We start from the raw sequence: 22,621 nt of genomic DNA on the forward strand, positions 1-22,621 counted from the left end.
GCATGAGTTTAAGAATTGAAATCTATACCGACGGTGCCTGCAGCGGAAATCCCGGCAGAGGCGGTTATGGAATCGTGATGAAAGTTCCCGAGAAAAATTACGAAAAAAGATATGCTCAGGGTTACCGGTTAACCACCAATAACCGCATGGAATTACTGGCGGTGATCACTGCTTTGGAAAAACTTAAATCCACAGAAAACGACATCCATATTTATACGGACAGCAAATATGTTTCGGACGCCATTAATCAGAAATGGATTTTCGGCTGGATAAAAAAAGGTTTTAAAAACGTAAAAAATCCCGACCTGTGGAAGCGAATGATTCCTCTTCTGAAAACGCACCAAACTACTTTTCACTGGGTTAAAGGCCATGCCGGACATCCGGAAAATGAGATCTGCGACGAACTGGCCGTAAAAGCCGCGCAGAAAGAACCGCTTTTAATCGATGAATTTTTCGAGAAGCAAAAGGACGGCGGACTTTTCGATAAATAAACGTGGGGAAAACAGGCTTTTAAAGAAAGTTTGATAAACCCTTAATATTCAGGAAGAACAAAGAACATGAAGTTGTTTTTGACAAATAAAAATTTGTTTTGGATTTACTAGCGAAAAACCGACGCGAAGAAATTCACCTTTGGAAATCCGCTCTGATAAAAATTCACGCGGCACTTCCTTTCAATCTTTCGCCTCGTTTTTCTATCTTTGAATTATGAATTATCTCGAATCTTTGCGCAACCGCTATTCTGTGAAAAAATTTGACAAAGACAAAACAGTTTCTTCCGATTTGATCGCCAATATTCTGGAAGCGGCAAAACTTTCTGCTAGTTCCCTGGGACTTCAACCATACGAGATCATCATCGTTCAAAGCGCGGAAATGAAGGAAAAACTCGTTCCCGCTTTTTACAATCCTTCCCAGATTTCTACGTGTTCGCATTTAATTGTCCTCGTGTCCAAAAACACGATCGGCGAAGAATATATCGGTAAATATTTCTCGCATATCTCTCAAACCCGGGAAATTCCTTTGGAAAGTTTAAACCCTTTTAAACAAAGCATCAGCAGCCACATCGAAAAATTAAGTCCCGAAGAAGTAATGGCGTGGGCCGATAAACAATGCTATATCGTCCTGGGAAATCTCATGTTCGCCGCAGCTCTGGAAAACGTGGACACTTGTCCGATGGAAGGTTTCAGTCCGGAAAAAATCTCCCAGGTCCTGGAAATTGATGCGTCCACAGAAAAAGTTGCCGTTACTTTGGCGCTCGGTTACCGTTCCGAAGAAGATCAGTTTCAAAAATTAAAAAAAGTGCGGAAGCCCAATGACAAACTGTTTAAGTTTATTTAAATTGTGTAAATTTGAGAAGCAAAATCACTATAAATGAATGCAATAAGAAAAATTGTGGCGGTGAAAGATCACCAAATCAATATAGAAATACCCGACACTTTTACGACCGATAAAGTCGAAATTATCATTTTTCCGGTTGAGGAAGAAGAGGTTTACGATTTTTCGGAAGAAGAGAAAGGACTGATGCGGGAAAGGTTGAAAAATACGGACCCATCGAAATTTGAAGACTGGCGTAAGCTGCGGGAAAAGTATTTGTAATGTTTACCGTTCTATTTTGCGAGAAAGCAATGGAAGATCTGGAGATCGCTGTTGGTTTTTACAACAATATTTCCGTGGAATTAGGAAAGAAATTTATTCAAAACTTTGATGAGACTTCTTTGCAACTGGAAACCAATCCTTTTTTTCAAATCAGATATGATGAAATGCGGATCCGGAGATCAAGAAATTCCCGGTTTTATTGCATTTCATTATTGCTTCAAAAGAAACCGTAATTGTTCATGGGGTCCGTTTTACAAAACAAAACCCTGAAAATTATCCCAAAATATAAAACCCCCGACCACCTCAATGATAAAAGCAGACGTACTCGTCATCGGATCCGGAATCTCCGGACTTTCTTACGCGATAAAAATTTCCGAGAAAATGCCCGAAGCCAAAATCATCATCGTTACAAAAGCCGATGAAGACGAAAGCAACACCAAATACGCCCAGGGCGGTTTAGCCGTGGTGACCAATTTCGACAACGATAATTTCCAGAAACACATCGACGATACCATGCGCGCGGGCGACGGCGAAAATAATCTGGATGTCGTGAAAATGGTGATCGAAGAAGGTCCCGAACGGTTTAAAGAACTCGTAGAATGGGGCACCAATTTCGATCAGAAAGATGGGCATCTCATGCTTGGTCGAGAAGGCGGCCACACGGAGAACCGCATTGTGCATCACAAAGATATCACGGGGAAAGAAATTGAACGCGCTTTGCTCGCGACCGTAAATAAATCGCCGAATATCGAAATCATGGCGCATCATTACGTCATCGATCTGATCACGCAGCACCACGTTCCAAACAAAATTTTCGACCTGAATAAAATCGACTGCTACGGCGCCTATATTTTGGACGAGAAAAACAAAAAAATCAAAAAGATTACGGCCAAAATTACTTTGGTTGCCACAGGCGGCGCCGGTCATGTTTATAAAAACACAACAAATCCGCTTATCGCAACAGGCGACGGAATTGCCTTCGTACACCGCGCGCGCGGCAAGGTCTCCAATATGCAGTATTATCAGTTTCATCCCACGGCGTTGTATTCGAAAAGAGACGGCATGCTGTTTCTGATTTCGGAAGCGGTTCGGGGTGACGGCGCGAAACTCCGAACAAAAGACGGCGAAAAATTCATGCATAAATACGATGAACGCGAAGAACTGGCGTCCCGCGATATCGTAGCCCGCGCGATTGACAGTGAATTGAAAATTTCCGGCGCCGATTATGTTGGTCTGGACTGCCGCAATATGAACCACGAAAAATTCATGGATCATTTCCCTAACATCTATCAGAAATGCCTGGAAGAAGGTATTGATCCTTTCAAACAGCTAATTCCCGTCGTTCCGGCGTGTCATTATCTGATGGGCGGCATCGAAACCGATATGAGCGGACAGAGTTCCATTAAAAATTTATTTGCCGTGGGCGAATGTACGAACTCGGGTTTGCACGGTGCTAACCGGCTGGCCTCCAACTCTTTGCTGGAAGGTTTGGTTTTCGGTCACAATGCCGCGCTAAAAACCGTCGAACTTTTGGAAATTAATGATTTTAATTTTGAAGATTTAAAGGCGGTCCCCGAATGGAACGAGGAAGGAATGAAAATGATGGACGAAATGGTGATGGTTTCCTATTTTCGGCGACAGCTTCAGGAAATGATGAGCGATCTTGTAAGCATCGTACGAAGCAACGAAAGACTGTTGCTGGCAAAGAAAAAACAGCAGGAAATTTTCGAAGCGGTAACGGAACTTTACAATTATTCCATCATTTCGCCGCAACTTTCTGAACTGCGGAATCTGGTGAACATTTCTTATCTGATCATCAAACAGTCCATGAAAATGAAAAAAAACAAAGGCGCATTTTTTAATAAAGATTTAGTCTAATGAAAATATCTCCCATTATCAACGCAGCAGAATTACGTAATTTAAGCAAAGGCAATTTGGTTATTGTAGATGCGGGAAGTGGCGATGCTGCTTCTGAACATTACCTTTCGGAGCATATCGACGGGGCTCTGTATGTTGATTTGAATAAAGATTTAGCGCAAATTCCAGAAAACGCGAAGGACGGCGGGCGACATCCCTTGCCCGATTTGGAAAAATTTGCAGAACTTTTAGCAACACTTGGTATCGATGAAAATTCGCACATTATTGTATACGATGATAAAAATGCAGCCAACGCGGCGGCGAGATTTTGGTGGATGTTAAGATCCGTAGGAATAGAAAACGTGCAGGTTTTAAACGGTGGTTTTCAAGCGGCGAAAGCGCAGGGGTTTCCAATCAATTCAGAAATTGCAGAAGCGGGAAAAGTGGAAAAACTTACGCTAAAAAAGTGGAAACTGCCGAAAGTTGATATGGATTTCATCGAAAAGAACTCAGAAAATCCCGAATTTACCGTGATTGATGTTCGCGAGAAAGACCGTTACGACGGCAAATCTGAACCTATCGATGAAATTGCGGGACATATTCCGGGTGCGGTCAATATTCCCTTTAAAGAAAACCTGAACGAAGACGGAACTTTTAAAAATCCGGATATTCTTCGGAAAAAATATGATAAGATCTTAAAAAACACAAACTCCACGAAAATCGCAGTCCATTGCGGTTCGGGCGTAACAGCCTGTCATACTTTGCTGGCTTTGGATTATGCCGGCTTCGAAATCCCCAGTCTCTACGTCGGTTCCTGGAGCGAATGGTCGCGAAACGACAAACCGGTTGCAAAAAATATTGATTAAATTTAAACCTTCGAAAGTTTTCAAAAAAATAAAGAATGAAAAGACCCGCCTACGTAACGAAAGATGCCTTAAAAACTTTTATTAAAAATGCTTTGGAAGAAGACATTCGCGAAGGCGACCACTCTACTTTAGCCACGATTCCGAAAGATCTGCAGCAGAAAGCAAGATTGCTGGTAAAAGAAGACTGTATTTTGGCGGGTGTGGAACTGGCTGAAATTATTTTCAACACTTTCGATAAAAATTTGAAAGTCGAAGTTTTCATTAAAGACGGAGAAATGGCAAAAGCGGGCGATGTGGCTTTTTTTGTTACCGGAAATGCGCGGTCGATCCTCTCCACGGAACGGTTTATCCTAAACTGCATGCAGAGAATGAGCGGAATTGCGACGCTAACGCACGACTGGGATTCGCGGTTGCTGGGCACGAAAACGAAACTTTTGGATACCAGAAAAACAACACCCAATTTCCGGATTTGCGAGAAATGGGCCGTCGCTATTGGCGGCGGAACAAATCACCGATATGGTTTGTACGATATGATTATGCTGAAGGACAACCACATCGATTACAACGGAAGTATTACGAATGCGGTAAAAATGGCGCAGGAATACATCAAAAAAAATAAAAAGAAACTGAAGATCGAAGTTGAGACGCGCACGCTTCTGGAAGTTGAAGAAGCTATAAAAGCCGGTGCAGACCGAATTATGCTGGATAATATGGACACCCAAACCATGAAAAAAGCCGTACACCTCATCAACGGGAAATGCGAAAGCGAAGCCTCGGGCGGCATAACGCGCGACATGTTGAAAAACATTGCAAATACAGGGGTGGATTACATTTCTGCGGGCGCCTTAACGCACTCTGCCTCGAACATTGACCTAAGTTTAAAAGCGGTGAAATAATTTATTGAAATAGTAATTATAATCTAACAAATCCGAAAATTATGCAATGCGCATAATTTTTTTTTTTGAATAATTGCGGCTCCAACGGATTTAAAATCAATAATTTAATATAAAAATTAACAAAACTTTAAAATTTAACAATTTATTAATAAATGTTCCGTTTTTTTTAAATAGTTTTGCAAAAAATTAATTAGAACTAAAAATAAGTCTAAAATTTATGAAAAGTATTTTGTTAAAAAAATCGATGTTAACGGTGGTTATCACTCTTTCAACGGCAAGCGTATATTATGCGCAGTCTGTGAAAGATACTTTGAACAGAGAAGCAGACATTGAGCAGGTGGTATTAACCGGTGTTGCCGATCTTGCGAAAGACAGAAAAACTCCCGTAGCAGTCTCTACCATCAAAGAAGAGCAGATCATTAAAAAACTGGGTAACCAGGAATTTCCGGAAATTCTAAACACAACACCTTCCGTTTACGCAACGAAAGGAGGCGGTGGTTTTGGAGACTCCAGAGTGAATGTTCGTGGATTTGATCAGGTAAATACTGCCGTATTGATCAACGGGGTTCCGATTAATGACATGGAAAACGGTTCTGTATACTGGTCGAACTGGGCCGGACTTGCGGATGTAACTTCTGCAATGCAGGTTCAGAGAGGTTTAGGTTCTTCAAAACTGGCTATTGCTTCTGTTGGTGGAACCATTAACATTTTAACCAGATCAGCAGATAAAAAAAGACAGGCGAATGTTACTTTAGGTGTGGGTAATGATGGTTATTACAAATCCTTATTTTCTTACAACACAGGAAAATCCGAAAAAGGTTGGTCTTCTTCATTCTTAGTGAGCAGAACAGCAGGTTCAATGTACGCAGACGGAACTGAATTCGAAGGGTACAACTACTATTTTGCTTTAGGATTTAACCCTTCTGAAAAACACGATTTACAATTTACGATTACGGGCGCGCCGCAATGGCACAACCAAAGATCTTTTTCACCCACAATTGCAGAATATCAAAAATACAGCGAAAACGGGGAGATCGACAGAAGATATAACCTTAACTGGGGTTACAAAAGTGATGAGACAGGTGTAAGAAGAGAATATTCTTTTGCCAGAAATTATTATCACAAACCGGTAATGTCCTTAAACTGGGACTGGACCATTTCTCCTGCTTCTAAATTATCAACTGTGGTTTATGCTTCATTTGGTAGAGGTGGTGGAACTGGAACTTTAGGAAAAGTGAACAACAAAACCGAAAATGGTTTCAGAACCTCTGAAGGATATATCGATTTCGACGCAATCGTGGAGGCAAACCAAGCAATTGCTGCTCCAGGAACTGGTGCTAATGCTGTTTTCACCAGAAGATCATCCATCAACTCTCATAACTGGATTGGAGCAATCTCCAGTTTCAATCACAAAATCAACGAGAATTTAAACTTCTCCGTAGGTGTGGATGCCAGATATTACAAAGGAATTCACTACAGAGTATCTTCAGATCTTTTAGGCGCGAAATATATTGTAGACAATACCGACATTAACAATCCAAACAGACAGTTAACCAACACTTATAGTGCGACGCCAAACTGGAATCCATTCGGAAGCAAAACCAACGAAGAGAAAATCGTTTATTATAATGATGGGATTGTAAAATGGTTAGGAGGTTTCGGTCAGTTAGAATACTCGAACGATCTAATTTCTGCATTTGTTCAGGGATCTGTTTCCAACCAGGGTTTCCAAAGAGTAGATTACTTCCTGTACGCTCCGAACGAACAAAAAACCAAAAACCAAAGCCTTACCGGTTATAACGTTAAAGGGGGTGCAAACTTCAATATCTCTTCCACAAGTAACATTTTTGGTAACATTGGTTACTACGAAAGACAACCTTTCTTTGGTGCTGTATTTTTAAATAATAGAAACGACATCAACGAAAACCTGACGAACGAGAAGATTTTCTCGGCAGAAATCGGTTACGGGTACAGATCACCTATTTTAGATGCAAACGTAAACGTGTACAGAACATCTTGGGATGATATCTACAAAAGAATCTCTTACCGTGATGCTGTTGCAAATAAAACCTATTATGCAAGCGTTTTAGGAATCAACGAAATTCACCAGGGGGTGGAACTTGATTTTGTTGTGAAAGCGATCAACAAATTAAGAATCAACGGTATGTTATCTGTGGGTGACTGGTATTACAACAAAGACGTTACCGCTTCTTTCGTTGACGATGAAACAAGAGAAGTTATTAAAGCAGGTCAACTTTTAATTAAAGACGTAAAAGTAGGCGACGCCGCTCAACTTACCGCATCTTTAGGAGCAGATTTAGACGTAACTAACTGGTTCTCTCTTGATGCAAGTTACCGTTATGCCGATAAACTTTATTCCAGCTACGATCCTGCCGCAAGTATAGACACCAGAAGAGAGGCGATTGAACTGCCTTCTTTCGGACTTCTTGATGCCGGAGCTTCTTTTAAATTTAAATTGAACAAAGACCAAGGTTTCAGATTCAGAGTTAACGTAAACAATGTGCTGGATGAAACTTATATCGCAGAATCAAGAACAAGTATTTTACCTACAGATAAAGTAAGTTCTGCTGCAAATGCACAGACTTATCAGGAAGCTGGTAGAATCTATGATGGTATTGCAGATGGCAACCAGGTATATTTCGGATTCGGAAGAACATGGAACGCTTCGGTAACATTTACTTTCTAGTAAATAGCAACCTCATTATCAACTTTAATCCCGGCATTCGTCGGGATTTTTTTTATCTTTGCGCTTAACTTAAAAATAACATTATGGATTTTTACAACATTTTTCTTCAGGCACACAAAGGATTCGGTTACCTCGTTCTGCTTCTTGTGGCAGTTTTCCTTGTATCACTGCTCGTCTGCATGTTTGGCTACTCCGGAAAGATTTCCAAACTGCTCAAAAAATCCACGTTATTTACGATGATTATGTTCCATATTCAGGCCCTGATTGGGATTGTTTTGTTATTCATCTTTTCTCCCGGTTTTAAAGCCGCTTTAGACGGTGGAACATTAATGAGCGACTCGTACAACAGACAAACATTTGTAGAACACCCTTTCTCTATGGTTGTAGGTGCAGTTTTGATGACCATCATCAACAAAAAATTAAAAACCAACGAAAAACTCAACTTCGGAATTGTAATTATGGGCGTTGTCGCAGTCTTGCTGTTTGCCTATGCCTTCCCGTGGACAAGAGTTTTCGGCGCATAGTTATAACTTCGTGTAAAAAGAGGCAGCTTATACCTGTTCATTCTTTTTAAAATTATCAATAATTACTTATAAAATGAAAGTAGCACTTGTAGGCGCAACCGGAATGGTGGGCCAGGTGATGTTAAAAGTTTTAGAGGAAAGAAATTTTCCTCTTACCGAACTGATTCCCGTGGCGTCCGAAAAATCGGTGGGCAAAGTTGTTACTTTTAAAGGAAAAGACTTTCAAGTTGTGTCCATGCAAACGGCGATCGACATGATGCCCGAAATCGCCCTGTTTTCCGCCGGCGGAACAACTTCTCTGGAGTTTGCGCCTCAGTTCGCCGCCGTGGGAACTACGGTCATCGACAATTCTTCTGCGTGGCGAATGGAAGCCGACAAAAAACTCGTTGTTCCCGAAATCAATGCAACAGAATTGACGAAAGACGATAAGATCATCGCCAACCCAAACTGTTCCACCATTCAGCTGGTGATGGTTTTGCATCCTTTAAATTTAAAATATAACCTGAAACGCGTTATCGTTTCCACCTATCAATCGGTGACGGGCACCGGGAAAAATGCCGTCGATCAGCTCAACGCAGAAATCGCCGGAAATAAAGAGGCCGGAAAAGTGTATCCGTACGAAATCTTTAAAAATGCTTTGCCACAGTGCGATGTTTTTTCTGATGATGATTACACGAAAGAGGAAATTAAACTCATGACGGAACCCAAAAAGATTTTAGGCGACAACACCTTCAATATTACCGCCACAGCAGTTCGGGTTCCCGTACAGGGCGGACATTCCGAAAGTGTGAATATCGAATTTGAAAATGAATTTGACCTTGCGGAGATCCGAAACATTCTTTCCAATACGCCCGGCGTAGTTGTTCTCGACGACGTTAAAAATAAAATTTACCCGATGCCGCTGTACGCGGAAGGAAAAGATGAGGTTTTCGTCGGAAGAATCCGACGGGACATTTCCCAACCGAAGACACTCAACATGTGGATCGTCGCCGATAATCTCCGCAAAGGCGCCGCAACAAACGCCGTGCAGATCGCGGAGTATCTGCTCGAAAACAAATTGGTTTAAACAAATGCTCACGAAGGTGAGCATTTTTAATTAGACGCCTCAAACATTTATGATAACTGTAATAGAACTGTAATGACAGAAAACGCTGATTCCACCACCACCAGTTTCACCTTTCAGCGATGGGTGGCCATCATCGGAATTGCCCTTTTCATTGCGAAACTCATCGCCTGGCATTTAACCAATTCCGACGCGGTTTTTTCCGATGCGATGGAAAGTATTGTGAACATCATTGCCGCTTTTATGGGTCTGTATTCGCTGTATCTGGCGGCGAAACCGAAAGACCGCGAACATCCGTACGGTCATGGCAAAGTGGAATTCGTAACGTCCGGAATTGAAGGCGCGCTTATTATTTTCGCCGGCGTCATCATCATTGTGCAATCTGTCAATTCGTTGTTGGAAGGCAATATTCCGCAAAAACTGGACTGGGGAATTCTCATTATCGCGGTTACAGCCGGAATTAATTATTTGATCGGTTACATTTCTTATAAAAAAGGCGTTAAGGAGAATTCCCTTGTGCTTCAAAGCTCCGGGAAACATCTGCAGAGTGATACGTTTACCACTTTGGGCGTTGTACTCAGTTTGGTTTTGGTTTATTTTACGAAAATCTACTGGATCGACGGCGTGGTGGCACTGCTTTTTGGAGGTTATATTATGTTTGTGGGTTACAAGATCATCCGAAAAGCTTTAAGTGGAATTATGGATGAAGCTGATCTCGACATGCTCTCGCGTCTCTCAAGTTTTCTGAATGACAACCGGAAACCTGAGTGGATCGACATTCACAACATGCGAATCCAGCAGCACGGCAGCGGTCTTCATATCGACGCGCATTTAACGATTCCGTGGTATTTTGAACTGCGAAAAGCACATAACTCCATGGAAGAGCTTTATAAACTGATTGGCGAAAATACCGATCGCGAGATCGAATTCAATTTCCATTTAGATGATTGTAAACCTTTATCCTGCGAGATTTGCCAACTTTTTGGATGTCCTGTTCGGGAAAGACCTTTCGTCAAAAAAATCGGATGGAACTACAAAAATATTGCTCAGGAAAATAAACACGACGTGAATACAAAATTCTAAATTTTGCCCGCCATTTGTTTTCGGTAATAAAACAACGGAATGATGAGCAACAAAATTAAGGGTTGAATGACGAATCTACGCATATAAAAAGAGAAGAGATAGCCGATTTCAAATTTCGTGTGGATGCAGTAGAGGTAGATCGGTAAGGTAATCGCAAAAACAATCAGCATTAAAACGCCCGCCTGTATGGTCCATTTTTTATTTTTAAAAATAAAAAAAACCGCGGCACAAGAGAATATCAGGTTTAGGAGAAAGCGAAAAAGATGGTTAACAACGAGCTTCAGCCATGCAAACTCGGGGAAGTCAGCATTTTTGTTTGCCTCGTGAAAGTAATACAGAAAAGGATCGTAAAAGATTTTATCTTCGAGCATCCGCACCGCGATGAGACCAAAAATTGCGGATATCACCAAAAACCACCTAAGAATTTTCATTTTCCGGTTCTTTTAAAGCAAATAATTTAATCCAAAGCAGCCAAAGCACCACCACACTCCCATAAATAATCGCCGGAAAAAGATAGTCGTGTCCGATCCGGGAATATTGCGGCAATTCGACGAGCAGCACATTCAGGCCGGCAATCCGCAAAACATTCATCACGTGCAGGCACAGAACACCCGCGCCGACGAAAAGAAAAGTTTTGAAGCCTTTGTAAAAAGCGAAAATAAAGGAGAGGAATAAAATCATTACGGACACGGCGTTACAGCCTTCTACCATTCGCGACACATATTTTCCGCTTACAAAAAACCACGTTGTTTCCTGCTGCGGTTTTCCCGGAATCATCTTCGACGGATAACCCAGAAAGTTCTGTACAAACGTCGTTTGCTCCATTACCCAACGGGAAAAAGGATCCAGACCCGTATTTTTAAATTCGTTCAAGTAAAACTGATACGCCAAAACCATCACCACATAAATGAGGATAAAACGCAGGAGAATCTTGAGAACCGGTTTGAAATCGCTAAACATTAAGACAAATATAATCTTTTCTAAAATTGTAATTTCCCTATATTTGTAAAAGTATGACCAACGAAAAGGCCCAACTTTTTTTCGAAGAATTTCTAGGTGAAAAGGCCGCCGAATTTTTTACCTTAGCACAAAGCGGCTCTGCACGAATTAATTTTGTCGGCAAAAATTCCACCACAAAATACATCATCACCTTGAACACGAATTTGGCGGAAAACGAGAGTTTCTACTACTTTTCGCAGCTTTTTTCCCGTTTATATTTAAATACACCCAAGGTTTTAAAGATTTCTGCAGACCGGCAATTCTACATTCAGGAATTTTTGGGCGAACATACTTTGTCTGAGATCATTTCAACCGACGGACTTTCCGACCGCACGAAATTCCTCGTAAAACAGACGCTCGCAAAATTATATACTCTTCAAACTGAAACTGCCGGGCTTATCGATTATTCAAAAACGTTTGAATATGAAAAGTATGATGAACTTCCGGTCCTGAACGATTTATTTTATTTTAAAAGTTTCATCGCCGACGTTTTAGAAATTCCGTATCACAAAGCCTCGTTGCTGCGGGAATTTAAAGCCCTCGTGGCACTTATCGAAAATCTGGAACCGACGGGTTTGATGATCCGCGATTTTCAGGCGCGCAATATTATGGTGGATAACACGGAAAACGTTCACTTTATCGACTATCAATCTGCTATGAAAGGTCCATTGATGTATGATGTTGTTTCCTTCTTATTTCAGGCAAAAGCCAATTTTCCCGAAGATTTTAAAAATGAAATGCTGGATTATTATTTTTCCCTTTGGAAGGATGAAGTTAAAGTTGCGCATTTAAAAAAGGCACTGGAACCCATTAAACTGATCCGCTTTCTGCAAGTTTTGGGCGCTTATGGTTTCCGTGGCCTCATTCAAAGAAAAGCGCATTTCATCTCCAGCATTGGTTTGGGCATCCAAAACCTTTCAGAATTCTCCGAGTCGTGGACGGAAATGGAAGATTATCCGGAACTGCGGAAAATAATTGCAGCGCTGCAATCCGAAACCATTAAACATAAAATTAAGGAAATGACTTTGGACCATTAAGGTATTAAGAAAAATTAAGATGAAATGGCAGCAACAAAAAAGCAGGTAACGCAACTGTCTTACGACATTACTGGTTTTGCGATAAAAGTTCATAAAAATCTTGGGCCAGGATTACTGGAAAGTATTTATGAAACCTGCCTGAGGTTCGAACTTGAAAGAAATGGCTACTCCGTTAAGCAGCAAGTAACGGCCAATGTTGTTTATGATGGTTTGCTGATTGAAACAAGTTTAAAAATCGATTTGCTGGTTAACGATCTGGTGGTCGTAGAATTAAAAACGGTAGAAGAATTAAAACCTGTTCATCAGGCACAACTTTTAACCTACATGAAATTGCTCGAAAAGCCACAGGGCTTACTGATTAATTTCTATACAGAAAATATTACCAAATCTTTAAAACCTCTGGTTAACGAATATTTTACATCGTTACCAGATTAATCTTAATGAGACTTAATGCCTTAATGTTAAAAATATAAACAGCAAATATTACGTGACGCCGTTACTATTAATTCAATGGTCATCATAAAATACATTTAAAAATAACAATGAGTTTAAAAATCGAAATACACAGTTTTTCCTACAAAAAAGGCGGAATACCAAAAGATACCAGCGGTAATGGTGGCGGTTTCACGTTTGACTGCCGCGGAATTTTGAATCCGGGACGGATTGAGGAGTATAAACAACAGACCGGTTGCGACAGCGGCGTTCAAGATTATTTGGAAACCAAAACGGAAATGCCCGGTTTTCTGGACCTCGCAAAAAAGATGGTTTCCATCAACATCGATAATTATTTGTCGCGCGGCTTCGAACATTTGCAGATCAATTTTGGATGTACGGGCGGGCAGCACCGTTCAGTTTACTGCGCCGAAAAAATTGCTGTTTTTGTGAAGGAAAAATATCCGCAGACACAGGTGACGGTTCAGCACGATGAGCAACCTCAGCTCAATTCATCAGCACTGAAAGATCATTGATATTTTTTGCAAATAAAATCAGTTATCGGTAATCAAGCATCAAACAAAATGAAAGCACTTATATTCGCGGCCGGTAAGGGCACCCGCCTGAAACCCTTTACAGATCATCATCCAAAAGCGCTGGCGGTTGTTAATGGCGTTCCGTTGCTCGAAAGAAACATCAAGTATCTGCAAAGTTACGGCATTAATGATTTCGTAATCAACGTGTACCATTTTGGGAATCAAATTGTAGATTTTGTGAAGAAAAACAGTAATTTCGGTGCCAAAATAGAGTTCTCCGATGAGAAGGCTGAACTTTTGGAAACGGGTGGCGGACTGGTTTTTGCGCGGAAATTTCTGGACTTCGACGAAGATTTTTTAATCATGAACGCGGATATTTTAACGGATCTGGATTTAAACAGTTTTATTAAATATCATCAGGAAAAGAAAGATTTCGCTACATTAGCCGTCTCCGATAGAGTGAGCTCGCGAAAATTGCTTTTCAATGAAGCGATGATTCTGCGCGGTTGGCTGAACGTACAAACCGGTGAGCAACGCCTGGCAGAATTCAACAAAGGATTTAAACCCCTGGCTTTTAGTGGCATACACTGCATTAATCCCCGAATTTTTAAGAAGATCAAACGAAAAGGTAAATTTTCTATCATGGAAGAATATCTGGATTTGATACATACGGAAGAAATTCATGGTTTTGAACATCATGCAAATTTAATTGATGTCGGAAGGCCGGAATCTATTTTAGCGGCCGAAAAAATTTTTAAATAAACAGAATGAGTAAGATAAACAGAGGCAAAGGAATGACGAAAGAAGCTGCTGGTCCGGCATTTGAGATCGATCAAAAAGTTCAAAGTTCTTTCAGCGAGAAAACCTGGGATGAAACCATTACCAAAGACAGCTGGATGGTTTTCAAAATTATGGCAGAGTTTGTGGACGGCTACGAAAAACTGGCGAAAATAGGCCCTTGCGTTTCAATTTTCGGGTCTGCGCGCCTGGCGCCCGACAGCGAATATTATAATCTGGCCGCAGAAATCGCCCAAAAAATAACCGATATCGGTTTTGGCGTTATTACCGGTGGAGGTCCCGGCATCATGGAAGCGGGCAACAAAGGCGCACGCGAAGGCGGTGGAAAATCCATTGGACTGAATATCGATCTGCCTTTTGAGCAGCACTTTAATCCCTACATCGACAAAGGATACAATATCGACTTCGATTATTTTTTTGTGCGGAAAGTGATGTTTGTGAAATATTCTCAGGGGTTTGTCGTCATGCCGGGTGGCTTTGGGACGTTGGATGAACTGATGGAAGCCATCACGCTCATTCAAACCAACAAAATCGGGAAGTTCCCGATCGTGATGGTGGGCTCAAAATACTGGGGCGGATTGTTGGATTGGTTTAAAGGCACTCTTTTGGAAAACGGGATGATTTCCGAGGAAGATCTGAACCTTTACCGCGTGGTAGATACTGCCGACGATGCCGTAGCCCATATTAAGGCATTTTACGATAAATACACGGTTAACGTTAACTTTTAGTTGGCATTATATTTGAGCGGATAGAACCATACAAACAATAAAATGAAAAAGTTTTTACATATTACAGGGATTTTGGCAGTATTGATGATGATGAGTTTTGCAGGTGCAGATTTCTACTCATCCATGACCAAAGTCGATTATGTAGAGGGCAGTAAAACCTTAAAATTTACTACGAAAATGAACAAGTCTCATATTTCCGATGCCATCAAAATCGATCCTGCTACGGCCGGATTTGAAGCTGAAGTTAAAAAATATGTGAATAACAATTTCGATCTTTATGTGAACGGTGGTGCGAAAACCTTAACCTTCACAGGAAGCCAGATTAACGGCGAGTCTGTTTGGGTTTATTTTGAAGCAGGCGGCGTTTCCGACATTAAAACACTCAAAATAAAGAACACGATAATGCTGGGAACCTTTCCAAAACAGTTTAATCTTGTGAATATTGCTTACAAAGGAAATCAGAAAACAATGAATTTCCAACGTGGCAAGGAAGTTAACGAAGTAAGTTTTTAAAACCACACTCTTCGTAACAAATAAGAACCTCAGCATCAGCTGAGGTTCTTATTTGTTTAATAGTGAATGTTACCGGGTCGTACGATGGATGAAATTGTTTAACAATCATTTTTTGGGATGTTGCGTCGCTTCCATCATTAACGCAATATCCGATCTTCAAAGCTTTTCCAAAAAAAGAAGGCTGCAAATAATTGCAGCCCTTCTTCTAAATCTTAATCACAAGGATTAATTTAGTTCATCCCTTTTACCTGTACATTATCGATCTCCCACGTTGCAGAACCTGTTGGAGTACTGATATATTTAAACGCTACCCGAATTTTCTTACCGGCGTAGGAAGTAATATTAACTCTTCCGGAGGTTTCGAAGCCAAATCCATTCAAAACAGTATCTATTTTTCCTGTTAAAGGTGTCCACGTTGTAGTGGCAGGATCGCCTGAATAAGCATCGGTGATTAAAACCTGAATCGGATTCGCGTTGCTTCCGTTTCCATCTGTTAAATAAGAAACCGAATACTTATTAAATCCGGATAACGAGATTTCTTTAGAAACCAACCAATCTTCATTGGCAACTCCGCTCCCATTCATCACCCCGTAAAAATTATTTCCGGCGCCCTGATTTGAAGTCGTCCAGGTTTGCGGTCCCGCGATATTGAATATCTTCCAGTTCGTATCGAGTCCGCTTTGGAAATCATCTTTAAAAATGATGCTTGCCGGACTGGACCCGTCGCATCTGTTGTTATCGAAATCAGCATTTATCTGTTTCGGAAGCCATAACTGATATTGACCATTGAAAATACTTAGAATTGCATACACGTCACCCTTGCCATCATCGATTTCTTCGCCCGCGAACGTGGCTCTGTTGCTGGTTCTGACAACAATTGTTTTTCCGCTGCAGTCTTCCAGTGTTCTGTTGCTTGGTAAAGTGGTGGCATAAGAATTCCCAATCTCAGAACTCTTAAACTGCACGTTTTTGATTTTGATCCATCGGCCAACATCTGCCGTTGAAAGGTCGCCAATTGTTCTTTCAGTAGGTATCACCGGAGTTGCAGGTTTGTTGGTATCGAAGAAAACTTTGTAAACATCAGCTTCTTCTATCTGTCCCACATTGCCGTTAAATAAGGCGCCCAACTGCAGCTCTCCGCTTACATTTCCGATATAAAGATTTTTAAGTTTGATATAGATCTCTTTTCCAACTTTGAATCTGGCATCCTGATAAAGACCCGTTTTATTGATGTTTACGCGAATTCCACCCGTTTCATCTTCGACATAAATGTATTTGAAAAGGTTTCCGGTTTCGTCATTTGCCGTCACTTTTCCTTTTAAAACAAAATCTCCCGTTATTGTAGTTAATGAGCCGCTGAAAAGCTGCTTCACTTCTGCAACGGTTTTCGGTGCCAAATTAGCGGGGTCGTAAATACAAGGATTAGCGGTAAGTCCATCTTTTCGTGGAAAGTGAGTCATATCGGCTAAATCTTCAACTTTGTTGATGTAGAGCTGATAACTGGAATTGAATTTACTAAAAATCCCGATAAACGCGCCTTTACCCGCGGGCAACTGCTGGTTGGCGAAAGAGGCAAAACCGCTGTTTCTAACAACTCTTGTGGTAAGCGAGGCAGTAGGATCGTTCAGTTGCTTGTCAACCGTAAAACCGTCTGGTGCAAAAGTACTGCAAAGGGTTTTTTTGTCGAATTCGGCATCATTTACCTGAACCAAAGCACCCAACAGCTTGTCGTTACCCGCCATTTCCTGCAAAGTAAGAACTTTCGGGACTATTTGTTCGCGAATACTGCAGGATCTGAAAATATGTGCCGCAACTGCTTTCTCCGGAATTCTGGAAACTCCGTTTGTCGTGGTTACCAATTCATCTTTTACGCCTAACTGAACCAAGCCGCCGTAAGTTCCTAAAGCGAGGTCATTTAATTTAATATAAATCTTCGAGCCCTGCGGAAATTTAGTGTACGTGCTTACCGCATCTACACTGATGACGAATCCCTGCGTAGGATTTACAGGGGCATCCTGAATATAAATGGTTTTATAGATATTTCCTGTTTCGTCGGTTGAAGAAACATAACCTTCCATGACGTCTGTGGAAGTGCTGGGGAAAACGTAGGTTGTACCCGTATAAAACGCTTTTACCTGCGCAATCGTAAGCGTTGCCGTGAGATCCTGACATTGGCTGTTGTCGAGGTTTGGCTCATCATATTTATCATCGTGAACGCAACCCGTCATAAAAAGTGCTGCGAAAGCAAGGAATAAAATCTTAAAAAATGAACTGTATTTTTTCATTTGGATATATTGTAATTAATTAAAACCTTAAATAAACGTTTGCGAAGAAGGTTGTTCCGCGGTCATACCATAATTTCGGGCCGAAGTAAGGTTTGTCTCTTTGGGATTCTGCCAAAGCTTCGGGAAAGTTTACGGCTCTGCCCTGTTCAAAACCGCCGGTTACGTAATCTCTGTTATTCAAAATATTATTTACACTCAAACTCAGTCCCATTCGGTATTTGCCAAGCAGGAAAGATTTTCCGGCGTTGGCATTCAACATAAACTGATCATCAAATTTTTTCTGTGCGGTAATTGCGGCAATAGCCTCAGGCGTTGCGCCGGGATAGTTATCACCCGTAACCGGATCGGTAAACAGTGCCGCTGTTTTGTTAAGCGCAGAAAAATCTAAGTACTGATCCTGCAAATAATTCGCTGTTGCGCCTAACCACCAGTATTTCGGGGAGTTGTACCGCAAACCGAACGAGTAGGCTTTTTGTGGTGTCCCCGCTACTTTATAATTTTTGAGATAAGCTGTTCCATAGTTTCTTAAGCCGTAATCATCATCGAAAGTTCTAACTTTTGGATTGTTGGTAATGGTGTAATCGCCATAACTGGCTACACCGGTTGCACTAAGGGTTGGTGTAATTTTTACTTCAGTGCCGAGTTCCAGGCCTTTGTACGACTTGTTAATGCCGCTCAAAACTTCAGCTACCAAAGCATTTCCGCTGTCTCCCACACCGTTTGTAATATCCGCGTAATACCGGGAAATTTCTGTTGCGTTATTAATGCTGGTGTAATAACCACTCAATCTTAACTTTAAAATTTGTCCACGTACGATATAACTCAAATCATTAGAATTAATGATCTGGTTTTCGATATTGGCCGTAATTAAATTGGTTACGCGGGGACTAATAAAGATTTCATTTAATGTAGGTGCTAAACTAAAGAAGGCTCCATTATATACGATAAAGTTTTTGCCGTTTACTTTGTAAGTAACTCTTCCTTTCATACCTGCATCAAAGGAATTGAAAAGACTGCTTTTTCCTTTACTGTCTGCATACATGGCATGACGGAATTTGCCGTCTCTCTGTGACTCGGAGTAGGACGTAAATACGGAAGCCATTACATTCCATTTTGCAAAGTCGATCTCCGAAGAAGCATTTAAACTGTATTGGTTTCTCAAAAGATCATAGGAATATTGTGTTCTGTCTCCCACGTACACTTTTGTATCGGGGTTATCGGTATCATAAGGACTGTCGTTACCAAATGCATTCAGGTTATTCGCATATAAAGCGCCCAAAAGATCTTTAACCTCGCGGAAATTATCGGACTGCAGATTTTGATAGTTAAAGTTTAGATTCAGTTTCCAGTTGTCCTGCAGTTTTGTATCAAAGTGAGAGGCAAAATTTAAGGTTTTATCCTTGTTAACATCTTCCACTATGGAGTATACGGCGCCGTGCTCATTGCCATCCATATCATATCGGTTGATGTAATTGGCCTGGTAAAGACTTTCCCAATCGATTTGGGACTGTGCTTTAAACTCGTCTTCAGACAAAATGCCGTAGCTGGGTAATTTTCTATAGTAAGTTGGATTCGGATCCGCCGCGTGGAACCAGTCTAAACGGCTTCTTCCGTCTCTCCCGAACTGATAGGAAACCGTATTTATCCAGTTGCTTGTTTTTCCTAATTTTAAGTAATCAGTTAGCATGAACACCGGTTCGAAAACTTTTCGAATTCTGGAATTTCTTTTTTCGCCATCCTGCCAACCCCAGTACGCATTATAATCTTTCCCCAGGATATCGTAAGTTTCCTGTGTATTTGGAGAGTTATTGGCTCTGTAGGTAGGCGATCCGAATGCGGTTAGATTAATAGAGTGTCTGGAGTTAAACTGCTTTTCGATGGCGCCGAAGTATGCGTATGAATCCTGGTATGTTCCGTCGATTACGCCGTCGTCCGCCCATCTTCTGCTTCCGGAAAAAGTGAACGCCCAACCTTTTTTAGACAAACCGCTGGAATATGTTGCCATGGCCCGGTGAAAATAACTTCTGTTTGTAAAGGAATACGCCAAAGAAGTTTGTTTTCTGTAGGTAGAAGCTCTTGTGTTATAATAAACCACACCGCCTAAATTTCCGAAAGAATATTCTGAAGGTGTAATATTGTCTACCGATTCGTAAGGGTATCTTGTAACGTCGTTTAAACCGCCCCAGTTACTGAAATCAACTTTTCCATCGTCATTTTTAGACATGGAAATACCGTTGAAAAGAACGTCTTCATACCGGTTTTCTACACCTCTTGGTCGAAACCAGTACGCGCCCAATTCAAAGGCAGTAATATTTTGAAAAGTATCCCTGCCGGCACTTAAAAGCCCAACGGTAGGCTGCATGGAAGAACCGCCCTCATCGTTATCCGCAGACGCATCATCAATTACCATTACGCCCGCAACAGGATTTGCGGCCACATTTAAACTGATTACGCCCAAATCTTTTCTTTTTTCAGCGGCGGTTACATCAAACTCGATGATCTTCGCTTCAAAGCTTTGTTTGTAAACGGTAATCACGTAGTGACCCGGCTGCATATCGACAAACTGAAAGTAGCCAATCTTGTCCGTCTTTACATCATCTGTATATTCTCCAAGATCAATCTCTGCATTCTCAACGGTTTTTCCTTCCATATCTTTCACATAAGCGTAAACCGTAGTCTGTGCAAAATAATATGAGGCCGGAAGCAACGTAAACAATGAGATTAAGGATAATTTTTTTATCATAACTAATTATTTAATTCCCTTCTAATAACACTTTTTTAGGGGCAACAAATTTAAACTTAATTTTGTTAAGTTAAACATATTTAACAGTTTATTCTCTTAAATCGGTGTTAATCATTATTAATATCATCATCCTTTTAGATCATTCGAATTTATTTACCAGCGGCAGCCGGCTCCCTTTTTAAGTCCCTGCATTGAAAAATTATATGTAATTTTATCGCCTAAATTTTATGTGCTATTATGAAAAGAATCTTTATATTATTTGGCGTGGTTAGTTTCAGCTTTATGTTTTCTCAGCAGAAACAAGTACAAAGGGCGACCATCGCTTTCCTAAACGTAGAAAATTTTTGGGATACGGTGCCTTCCGCCGATTATATCGATGGAACAAAAGATGTTCACAATCCCGCCTTTCACAGAAGCGTTCCGATCGATTCTCTGCAATATCTGGAGACGACGGAAGAATACAAAGGCATCTGGAGCGATTCCCTGCTGTTGGGTAAAAAAGTAATCCGTCATCAGATCCTTGCCGACGACTTCACCGAAAACAGCGCCAAGAACTGGAATAAAGAGAAATACAATCAAAAATTAGCCAACGAATCGAAAGTAATTTCCGAACTCGGCCGGCAGTACACCAACGACAATCCGGTTATTGTAGGGCTAATTGAAGTGGAAAACCGTCAGGTTATTCAGGATCTCATCTCGCAGCCGGCTTTGGTTAAAAGCAATTACGGGATCGTACATTACAATTCTTACGATGCGAGAGGAATCGATATCGCCATCATTTATCAAAAAAACAGGTTCAAAGTCACCGAATCTTACGTAAAAGACATCGTTATTTTTAATGACGACGGCTACAGAACCTACACCCGCGGCGTGCTGGTGGTAAAAGGAGTTCTGGATGGAGAAAAAGTAGCCGTTTTTATGAATCACTGGCCCTCCAGAAGTGGTGGCGAAGCGCGTTCTTTACCAAAACGGGCTGCCGCCGCAAAGGTTTTGAAAGACGAAATGGACAAAATAAGAGCCGAAGATCCCGCCACAAAACTCTTCGCCATGGGAGATTTCAACGATGATCCTGTAAGCGCAAGCGTTCGGAAAATTCTGGGTGCGGTGGGCGATCCTTCTCAGCTTTCGGAAAAATCGCCGTATTATAATTTGATGGCGAAACTCTATAAAGCAGGCGTCGCTTCTTTGGCTTACCGCGACGCACCGAATCTTTTCGACCAGATTATCGTTTCCAAAAATCTTTATTCAAACGAAAAATTAACGCCAACTTATACCATTTACAAAGCGGAAATTTATGCCCCATCCTATTTGGTAAATAATGCAGGACAATGGAAAGGCTATCCCCTCAGATCCTGGGATGGCGACCGTTTTACAGGTGGTTACAGTGATCACTTCCCGGCGGTTTCCGTCGTCCAGAAAGTATACAAACCTGGCAAGTAAAATTTTAAATTAATATAGAAACCGGAGTTGGCGCTCCGGTTTTATTTTTTTATACCTTTAACTTAAAATTACATTATGAAAAAAATAATCTCATTTCTTCTTGTTTGCTTCTTTATTTTGAGTTGTTCGCCGCAAAATAAAATTGCCAACCATAAAGAAAATTCCGAAATAAAACCCGCAAAAAACGATGAAGGTGAATGGGAGCTCGACGTTTTAGACTCTCAGTACAATTACTTCCTGAATGCCGTTGCAAAACCAATGAGTATGTATACTGAAAGTTATCTTAAGACGCGAAACTCCTTTCTTGTCACCGAATGGAACTCTTACTATTTTTCGGGCCGGTATCGTAATGTAATCGAATCTTCCATCGATTATGATCCCAACGAAAATTACGGTTTAAAATTCGAATACAGACTTTATCAGGTTTTTGCCTATGTGCAATGGAAATACGGCTTGAAGATGCGCGGCCTAAGCCAAACCGACGTTCGATAACAGACACAAAAAAGGTTCAGATAAAATTC

General features: G+C 41.1%; 23 protein-coding genes. 19 read left to right on the forward strand and 4 right to left on the reverse strand.

Annotation, left to right across the window (positions count from 1 at the left end):
• Nucleotides 1–2: 2 nt before the first annotated feature.
• From rnhA to L0B70_RS04680, 11 genes are all read left to right on the forward strand, one after another.
• The gene (gene rnhA, locus L0B70_RS04630; RefSeq protein ID WP_235143126.1) at nucleotides 3–491 is read left to right on the forward strand and encodes a ribonuclease HI; all 489 of its coding nucleotides are present in this window, start codon (nucleotides 3–5) and stop codon (nucleotides 489–491) included.
• 214 nt (nucleotides 492–705) lie between these two features.
• Entirely contained in the window at nucleotides 706–1,335 is a 630-nt protein-coding gene (locus tag L0B70_RS04635) for an NAD(P)H-dependent oxidoreductase (RefSeq protein WP_235143127.1), read from the forward strand.
• A gap of 33 nt (nucleotides 1,336–1,368) precedes the next feature.
• Nucleotides 1,369–1,593 (forward strand): hypothetical protein, encoded by a 225-nt coding sequence (locus L0B70_RS04640; protein WP_235143128.1) that lies wholly within the window; start codon nucleotides 1,369–1,371, stop codon nucleotides 1,591–1,593.
• The gene (locus tag L0B70_RS04645) at nucleotides 1,593–1,826 is read left to right on the forward strand and encodes a hypothetical protein (RefSeq protein WP_235143129.1); all 234 of its coding nucleotides are present in this window, start codon (nucleotides 1,593–1,595) and stop codon (nucleotides 1,824–1,826) included. Before L0B70_RS04640 ends, L0B70_RS04645 begins: the two co-directional genes overlap by 1 nt.
• Before the next feature lie 73 nt (nucleotides 1,827–1,899).
• Nucleotides 1,900–3,471, forward strand: a complete 1,572-nt coding sequence (gene nadB / locus L0B70_RS04650; RefSeq protein ID WP_235143130.1) for an L-aspartate oxidase — start codon at nucleotides 1,900–1,902, stop codon at nucleotides 3,469–3,471.
• Nucleotides 3,471–4,316: a sulfurtransferase gene (locus tag L0B70_RS04655; protein ID WP_235143131.1), complete on the forward strand. Its 846-nt coding sequence runs from the start codon at nucleotides 3,471–3,473 to the stop codon at nucleotides 4,314–4,316. The genes nadB and L0B70_RS04655 overlap by 1 nt, the downstream gene beginning before the upstream one ends.
• A 35-nt stretch (nucleotides 4,317–4,351) precedes the next feature.
• Nucleotides 4,352–5,212: a carboxylating nicotinate-nucleotide diphosphorylase gene (gene nadC / locus L0B70_RS04660; protein WP_235143132.1), complete on the forward strand. Its 861-nt coding sequence runs from the start codon at nucleotides 4,352–4,354 to the stop codon at nucleotides 5,210–5,212.
• Between the two features lie 217 nt (nucleotides 5,213–5,429).
• Complete coding sequence (locus L0B70_RS04665) at nucleotides 5,430–7,919, forward strand: TonB-dependent receptor (RefSeq protein WP_235143133.1); 2,490 nt, start codon at nucleotides 5,430–5,432, stop codon at nucleotides 7,917–7,919.
• An 83-nt stretch (nucleotides 7,920–8,002) separates the two neighbouring features.
• Nucleotides 8,003–8,443 (forward strand): hypothetical protein, encoded by a 441-nt coding sequence (locus L0B70_RS04670; RefSeq protein ID WP_235143134.1) that lies wholly within the window; start codon nucleotides 8,003–8,005, stop codon nucleotides 8,441–8,443.
• Between the two features lie 73 nt (nucleotides 8,444–8,516).
• Nucleotides 8,517–9,509 carry an aspartate-semialdehyde dehydrogenase gene (locus tag L0B70_RS04675; RefSeq protein ID WP_235143135.1) on the forward strand — a complete coding sequence of 331 codons (993 nt, stop codon included), beginning with the start codon at nucleotides 8,517–8,519 and terminating at the stop codon, nucleotides 9,507–9,509.
• Between the two features lie 72 nt (nucleotides 9,510–9,581).
• Nucleotides 9,582–10,589 carry a cation diffusion facilitator family transporter gene (locus L0B70_RS04680; RefSeq protein WP_235143136.1) on the forward strand — a complete coding sequence of 336 codons (1,008 nt, stop codon included), beginning with the start codon at nucleotides 9,582–9,584 and terminating at the stop codon, nucleotides 10,587–10,589.
• On the opposite strand, the gene L0B70_RS04685 is transcribed toward L0B70_RS04680, so the two are convergent.
• Nucleotides 10,586–11,020, reverse strand: a complete 435-nt coding sequence (locus L0B70_RS04685) for an exosortase F system-associated membrane protein (RefSeq protein WP_235143137.1) — start codon at nucleotides 11,018–11,020, stop codon at nucleotides 10,586–10,588. The genes L0B70_RS04680 and L0B70_RS04685 overlap by 4 nt on opposite strands.
• Nucleotides 11,007–11,549: an exosortase family protein XrtF gene (gene xrtF / locus L0B70_RS04690; protein WP_235143138.1), complete on the reverse strand. Its 543-nt coding sequence runs from the start codon at nucleotides 11,547–11,549 to the stop codon at nucleotides 11,007–11,009. Before xrtF ends, L0B70_RS04685 begins: the two co-directional genes overlap by 14 nt.
• Before the next feature lie 53 nt (nucleotides 11,550–11,602).
• On the opposite strand from xrtF, the gene L0B70_RS04695 reads away from it, so the two are divergent.
• From L0B70_RS04695 to L0B70_RS04720, 6 genes are all read left to right on the forward strand, one after another.
• The gene (locus tag L0B70_RS04695; RefSeq protein WP_235143139.1) at nucleotides 11,603–12,625 is read left to right on the forward strand and encodes an aminoglycoside phosphotransferase family protein; all 1,023 of its coding nucleotides are present in this window, start codon (nucleotides 11,603–11,605) and stop codon (nucleotides 12,623–12,625) included.
• A gap of 24 nt (nucleotides 12,626–12,649) precedes the next feature.
• On the forward strand, nucleotides 12,650–13,060 hold the full coding sequence (locus L0B70_RS04700) for a GxxExxY protein (RefSeq protein WP_235143140.1): 411 nt from the start codon (nucleotides 12,650–12,652) through the stop codon (nucleotides 13,058–13,060).
• A 107-nt stretch (nucleotides 13,061–13,167) separates the two neighbouring features.
• Nucleotides 13,168–13,593 (forward strand): RNase adapter RapZ, encoded by a 426-nt coding sequence (locus L0B70_RS04705; RefSeq protein ID WP_235143141.1) that lies wholly within the window; start codon nucleotides 13,168–13,170, stop codon nucleotides 13,591–13,593.
• Nucleotides 13,594–13,641: 48 nt separating this feature from the next.
• Complete coding sequence (locus L0B70_RS04710) at nucleotides 13,642–14,355, forward strand: nucleotidyltransferase family protein (RefSeq protein ID WP_235143142.1); 714 nt, start codon at nucleotides 13,642–13,644, stop codon at nucleotides 14,353–14,355.
• Between the two features lie 32 nt (nucleotides 14,356–14,387).
• Nucleotides 14,388–15,119 (forward strand): TIGR00730 family Rossman fold protein, encoded by a 732-nt coding sequence (locus tag L0B70_RS04715; protein ID WP_235143551.1) that lies wholly within the window; start codon nucleotides 14,388–14,390, stop codon nucleotides 15,117–15,119.
• 42 nt (nucleotides 15,120–15,161) lie between these two features.
• A complete protein-coding gene (locus L0B70_RS04720) occupies nucleotides 15,162–15,632 on the forward strand; it encodes a DUF6702 family protein (protein ID WP_235143143.1) in 471 nt (156 codons plus the stop codon).
• Between the two features lie 230 nt (nucleotides 15,633–15,862).
• On the opposite strand, the gene L0B70_RS04725 is transcribed toward L0B70_RS04720, so the two are convergent.
• Both L0B70_RS04725 and L0B70_RS04730 read right to left on the reverse strand, forming a co-directional pair.
• Nucleotides 15,863–17,917, reverse strand: coding sequence for a DUF5689 domain-containing protein (locus tag L0B70_RS04725; RefSeq protein WP_235143144.1), 2,055 nt, complete (start codon nucleotides 17,915–17,917; stop codon nucleotides 15,863–15,865).
• Nucleotides 17,918–17,936: 19 nt separating this feature from the next.
• Nucleotides 17,937–20,660 (reverse strand): TonB-dependent receptor, encoded by a 2,724-nt coding sequence (locus L0B70_RS04730; protein ID WP_235143145.1) that lies wholly within the window; start codon nucleotides 20,658–20,660, stop codon nucleotides 17,937–17,939.
• 237 nt (nucleotides 20,661–20,897) lie between these two features.
• Here L0B70_RS04730 and L0B70_RS04735 point away from each other — a divergent pair, with 237 nt between their 5' ends.
• Complete coding sequence (locus L0B70_RS04735) at nucleotides 20,898–22,100, forward strand: endonuclease/exonuclease/phosphatase family protein (RefSeq protein ID WP_235143146.1); 1,203 nt, start codon at nucleotides 20,898–20,900, stop codon at nucleotides 22,098–22,100.
• A gap of 75 nt (nucleotides 22,101–22,175) precedes the next feature.
• The gene (locus L0B70_RS04740) at nucleotides 22,176–22,592 is read left to right on the forward strand and encodes a DUF6146 family protein (RefSeq protein ID WP_235143147.1); all 417 of its coding nucleotides are present in this window, start codon (nucleotides 22,176–22,178) and stop codon (nucleotides 22,590–22,592) included.
• The last annotated feature ends 29 nt before the right edge of the window (nucleotides 22,593–22,621 follow it).

This window comes from Kaistella sp. 97-N-M2, assembly GCF_021513235.1.
In the GTDB taxonomy this organism is placed as follows: domain Bacteria; phylum Bacteroidota; class Bacteroidia; order Flavobacteriales; family Weeksellaceae; genus Kaistella.

What these genes read in the sequence shown, in the direction of transcription:
- L0B70_RS04680 (WP_235143136.1), top strand. Translation starts at nt 9,582, where the DNA reads ATGACAGAAAACGCTGATTCCACCACCACCAGTTTCACCTTTCAGCGA.
- L0B70_RS04740 (WP_235143147.1), top strand. Translation starts at nt 22,176, where the DNA reads ATGAAAAAAATAATCTCATTTCTTCTTGTTTGCTTCTTTATTTTGAGT.
- rnhA (WP_235143126.1), top strand. Translation starts at nt 3, where the DNA reads ATGAGTTTAAGAATTGAAATCTATACCGACGGTGCCTGCAGCGGAAAT.
- L0B70_RS04655 (WP_235143131.1), top strand. Translation starts at nt 3,471, where the DNA reads ATGAAAATATCTCCCATTATCAACGCAGCAGAATTACGTAATTTAAGC.
- L0B70_RS04715 (WP_235143551.1), top strand. Translation starts at nt 14,388, where the DNA reads ATGACGAAAGAAGCTGCTGGTCCGGCATTTGAGATCGATCAAAAAGTT.
- L0B70_RS04735 (WP_235143146.1), top strand. Translation starts at nt 20,898, where the DNA reads ATGAAAAGAATCTTTATATTATTTGGCGTGGTTAGTTTCAGCTTTATG.
- L0B70_RS04675 (WP_235143135.1), top strand. Translation starts at nt 8,517, where the DNA reads ATGAAAGTAGCACTTGTAGGCGCAACCGGAATGGTGGGCCAGGTGATG.
- L0B70_RS04730 (WP_235143145.1), bottom strand. Translation starts at nt 20,660, where the DNA reads ATGATAAAAAAATTATCCTTAATCTCATTGTTTACGTTGCTTCCGGCC.
- nadB (WP_235143130.1), top strand. Translation starts at nt 1,900, where the DNA reads ATGATAAAAGCAGACGTACTCGTCATCGGATCCGGAATCTCCGGACTT.
- L0B70_RS04640 (WP_235143128.1), top strand. Translation starts at nt 1,369, where the DNA reads ATGAATGCAATAAGAAAAATTGTGGCGGTGAAAGATCACCAAATCAAT.
- L0B70_RS04720 (WP_235143143.1), top strand. Translation starts at nt 15,162, where the DNA reads ATGAAAAAGTTTTTACATATTACAGGGATTTTGGCAGTATTGATGATG.
- L0B70_RS04670 (WP_235143134.1), top strand. Translation starts at nt 8,003, where the DNA reads ATGGATTTTTACAACATTTTTCTTCAGGCACACAAAGGATTCGGTTAC.
- L0B70_RS04705 (WP_235143141.1), top strand. Translation starts at nt 13,168, where the DNA reads ATGAGTTTAAAAATCGAAATACACAGTTTTTCCTACAAAAAAGGCGGA.
- L0B70_RS04710 (WP_235143142.1), top strand. Translation starts at nt 13,642, where the DNA reads ATGAAAGCACTTATATTCGCGGCCGGTAAGGGCACCCGCCTGAAACCC.
- L0B70_RS04635 (WP_235143127.1), top strand. Translation starts at nt 706, where the DNA reads ATGAATTATCTCGAATCTTTGCGCAACCGCTATTCTGTGAAAAAATTT.
- L0B70_RS04725 (WP_235143144.1), bottom strand. Translation starts at nt 17,917, where the DNA reads ATGAAAAAATACAGTTCATTTTTTAAGATTTTATTCCTTGCTTTCGCA.
- xrtF (WP_235143138.1), bottom strand. Translation starts at nt 11,549, where the DNA reads ATGTTTAGCGATTTCAAACCGGTTCTCAAGATTCTCCTGCGTTTTATC.
- L0B70_RS04645 (WP_235143129.1), top strand. Translation starts at nt 1,593, where the DNA reads ATGTTTACCGTTCTATTTTGCGAGAAAGCAATGGAAGATCTGGAGATC.
- L0B70_RS04665 (WP_235143133.1), top strand. Translation starts at nt 5,430, where the DNA reads ATGAAAAGTATTTTGTTAAAAAAATCGATGTTAACGGTGGTTATCACT.
- L0B70_RS04685 (WP_235143137.1), bottom strand. Translation starts at nt 11,020, where the DNA reads ATGAAAATTCTTAGGTGGTTTTTGGTGATATCCGCAATTTTTGGTCTC.
- L0B70_RS04695 (WP_235143139.1), top strand. Translation starts at nt 11,603, where the DNA reads ATGACCAACGAAAAGGCCCAACTTTTTTTCGAAGAATTTCTAGGTGAA.
- nadC (WP_235143132.1), top strand. Translation starts at nt 4,352, where the DNA reads ATGAAAAGACCCGCCTACGTAACGAAAGATGCCTTAAAAACTTTTATT.
- L0B70_RS04700 (WP_235143140.1), top strand. Translation starts at nt 12,650, where the DNA reads ATGGCAGCAACAAAAAAGCAGGTAACGCAACTGTCTTACGACATTACT.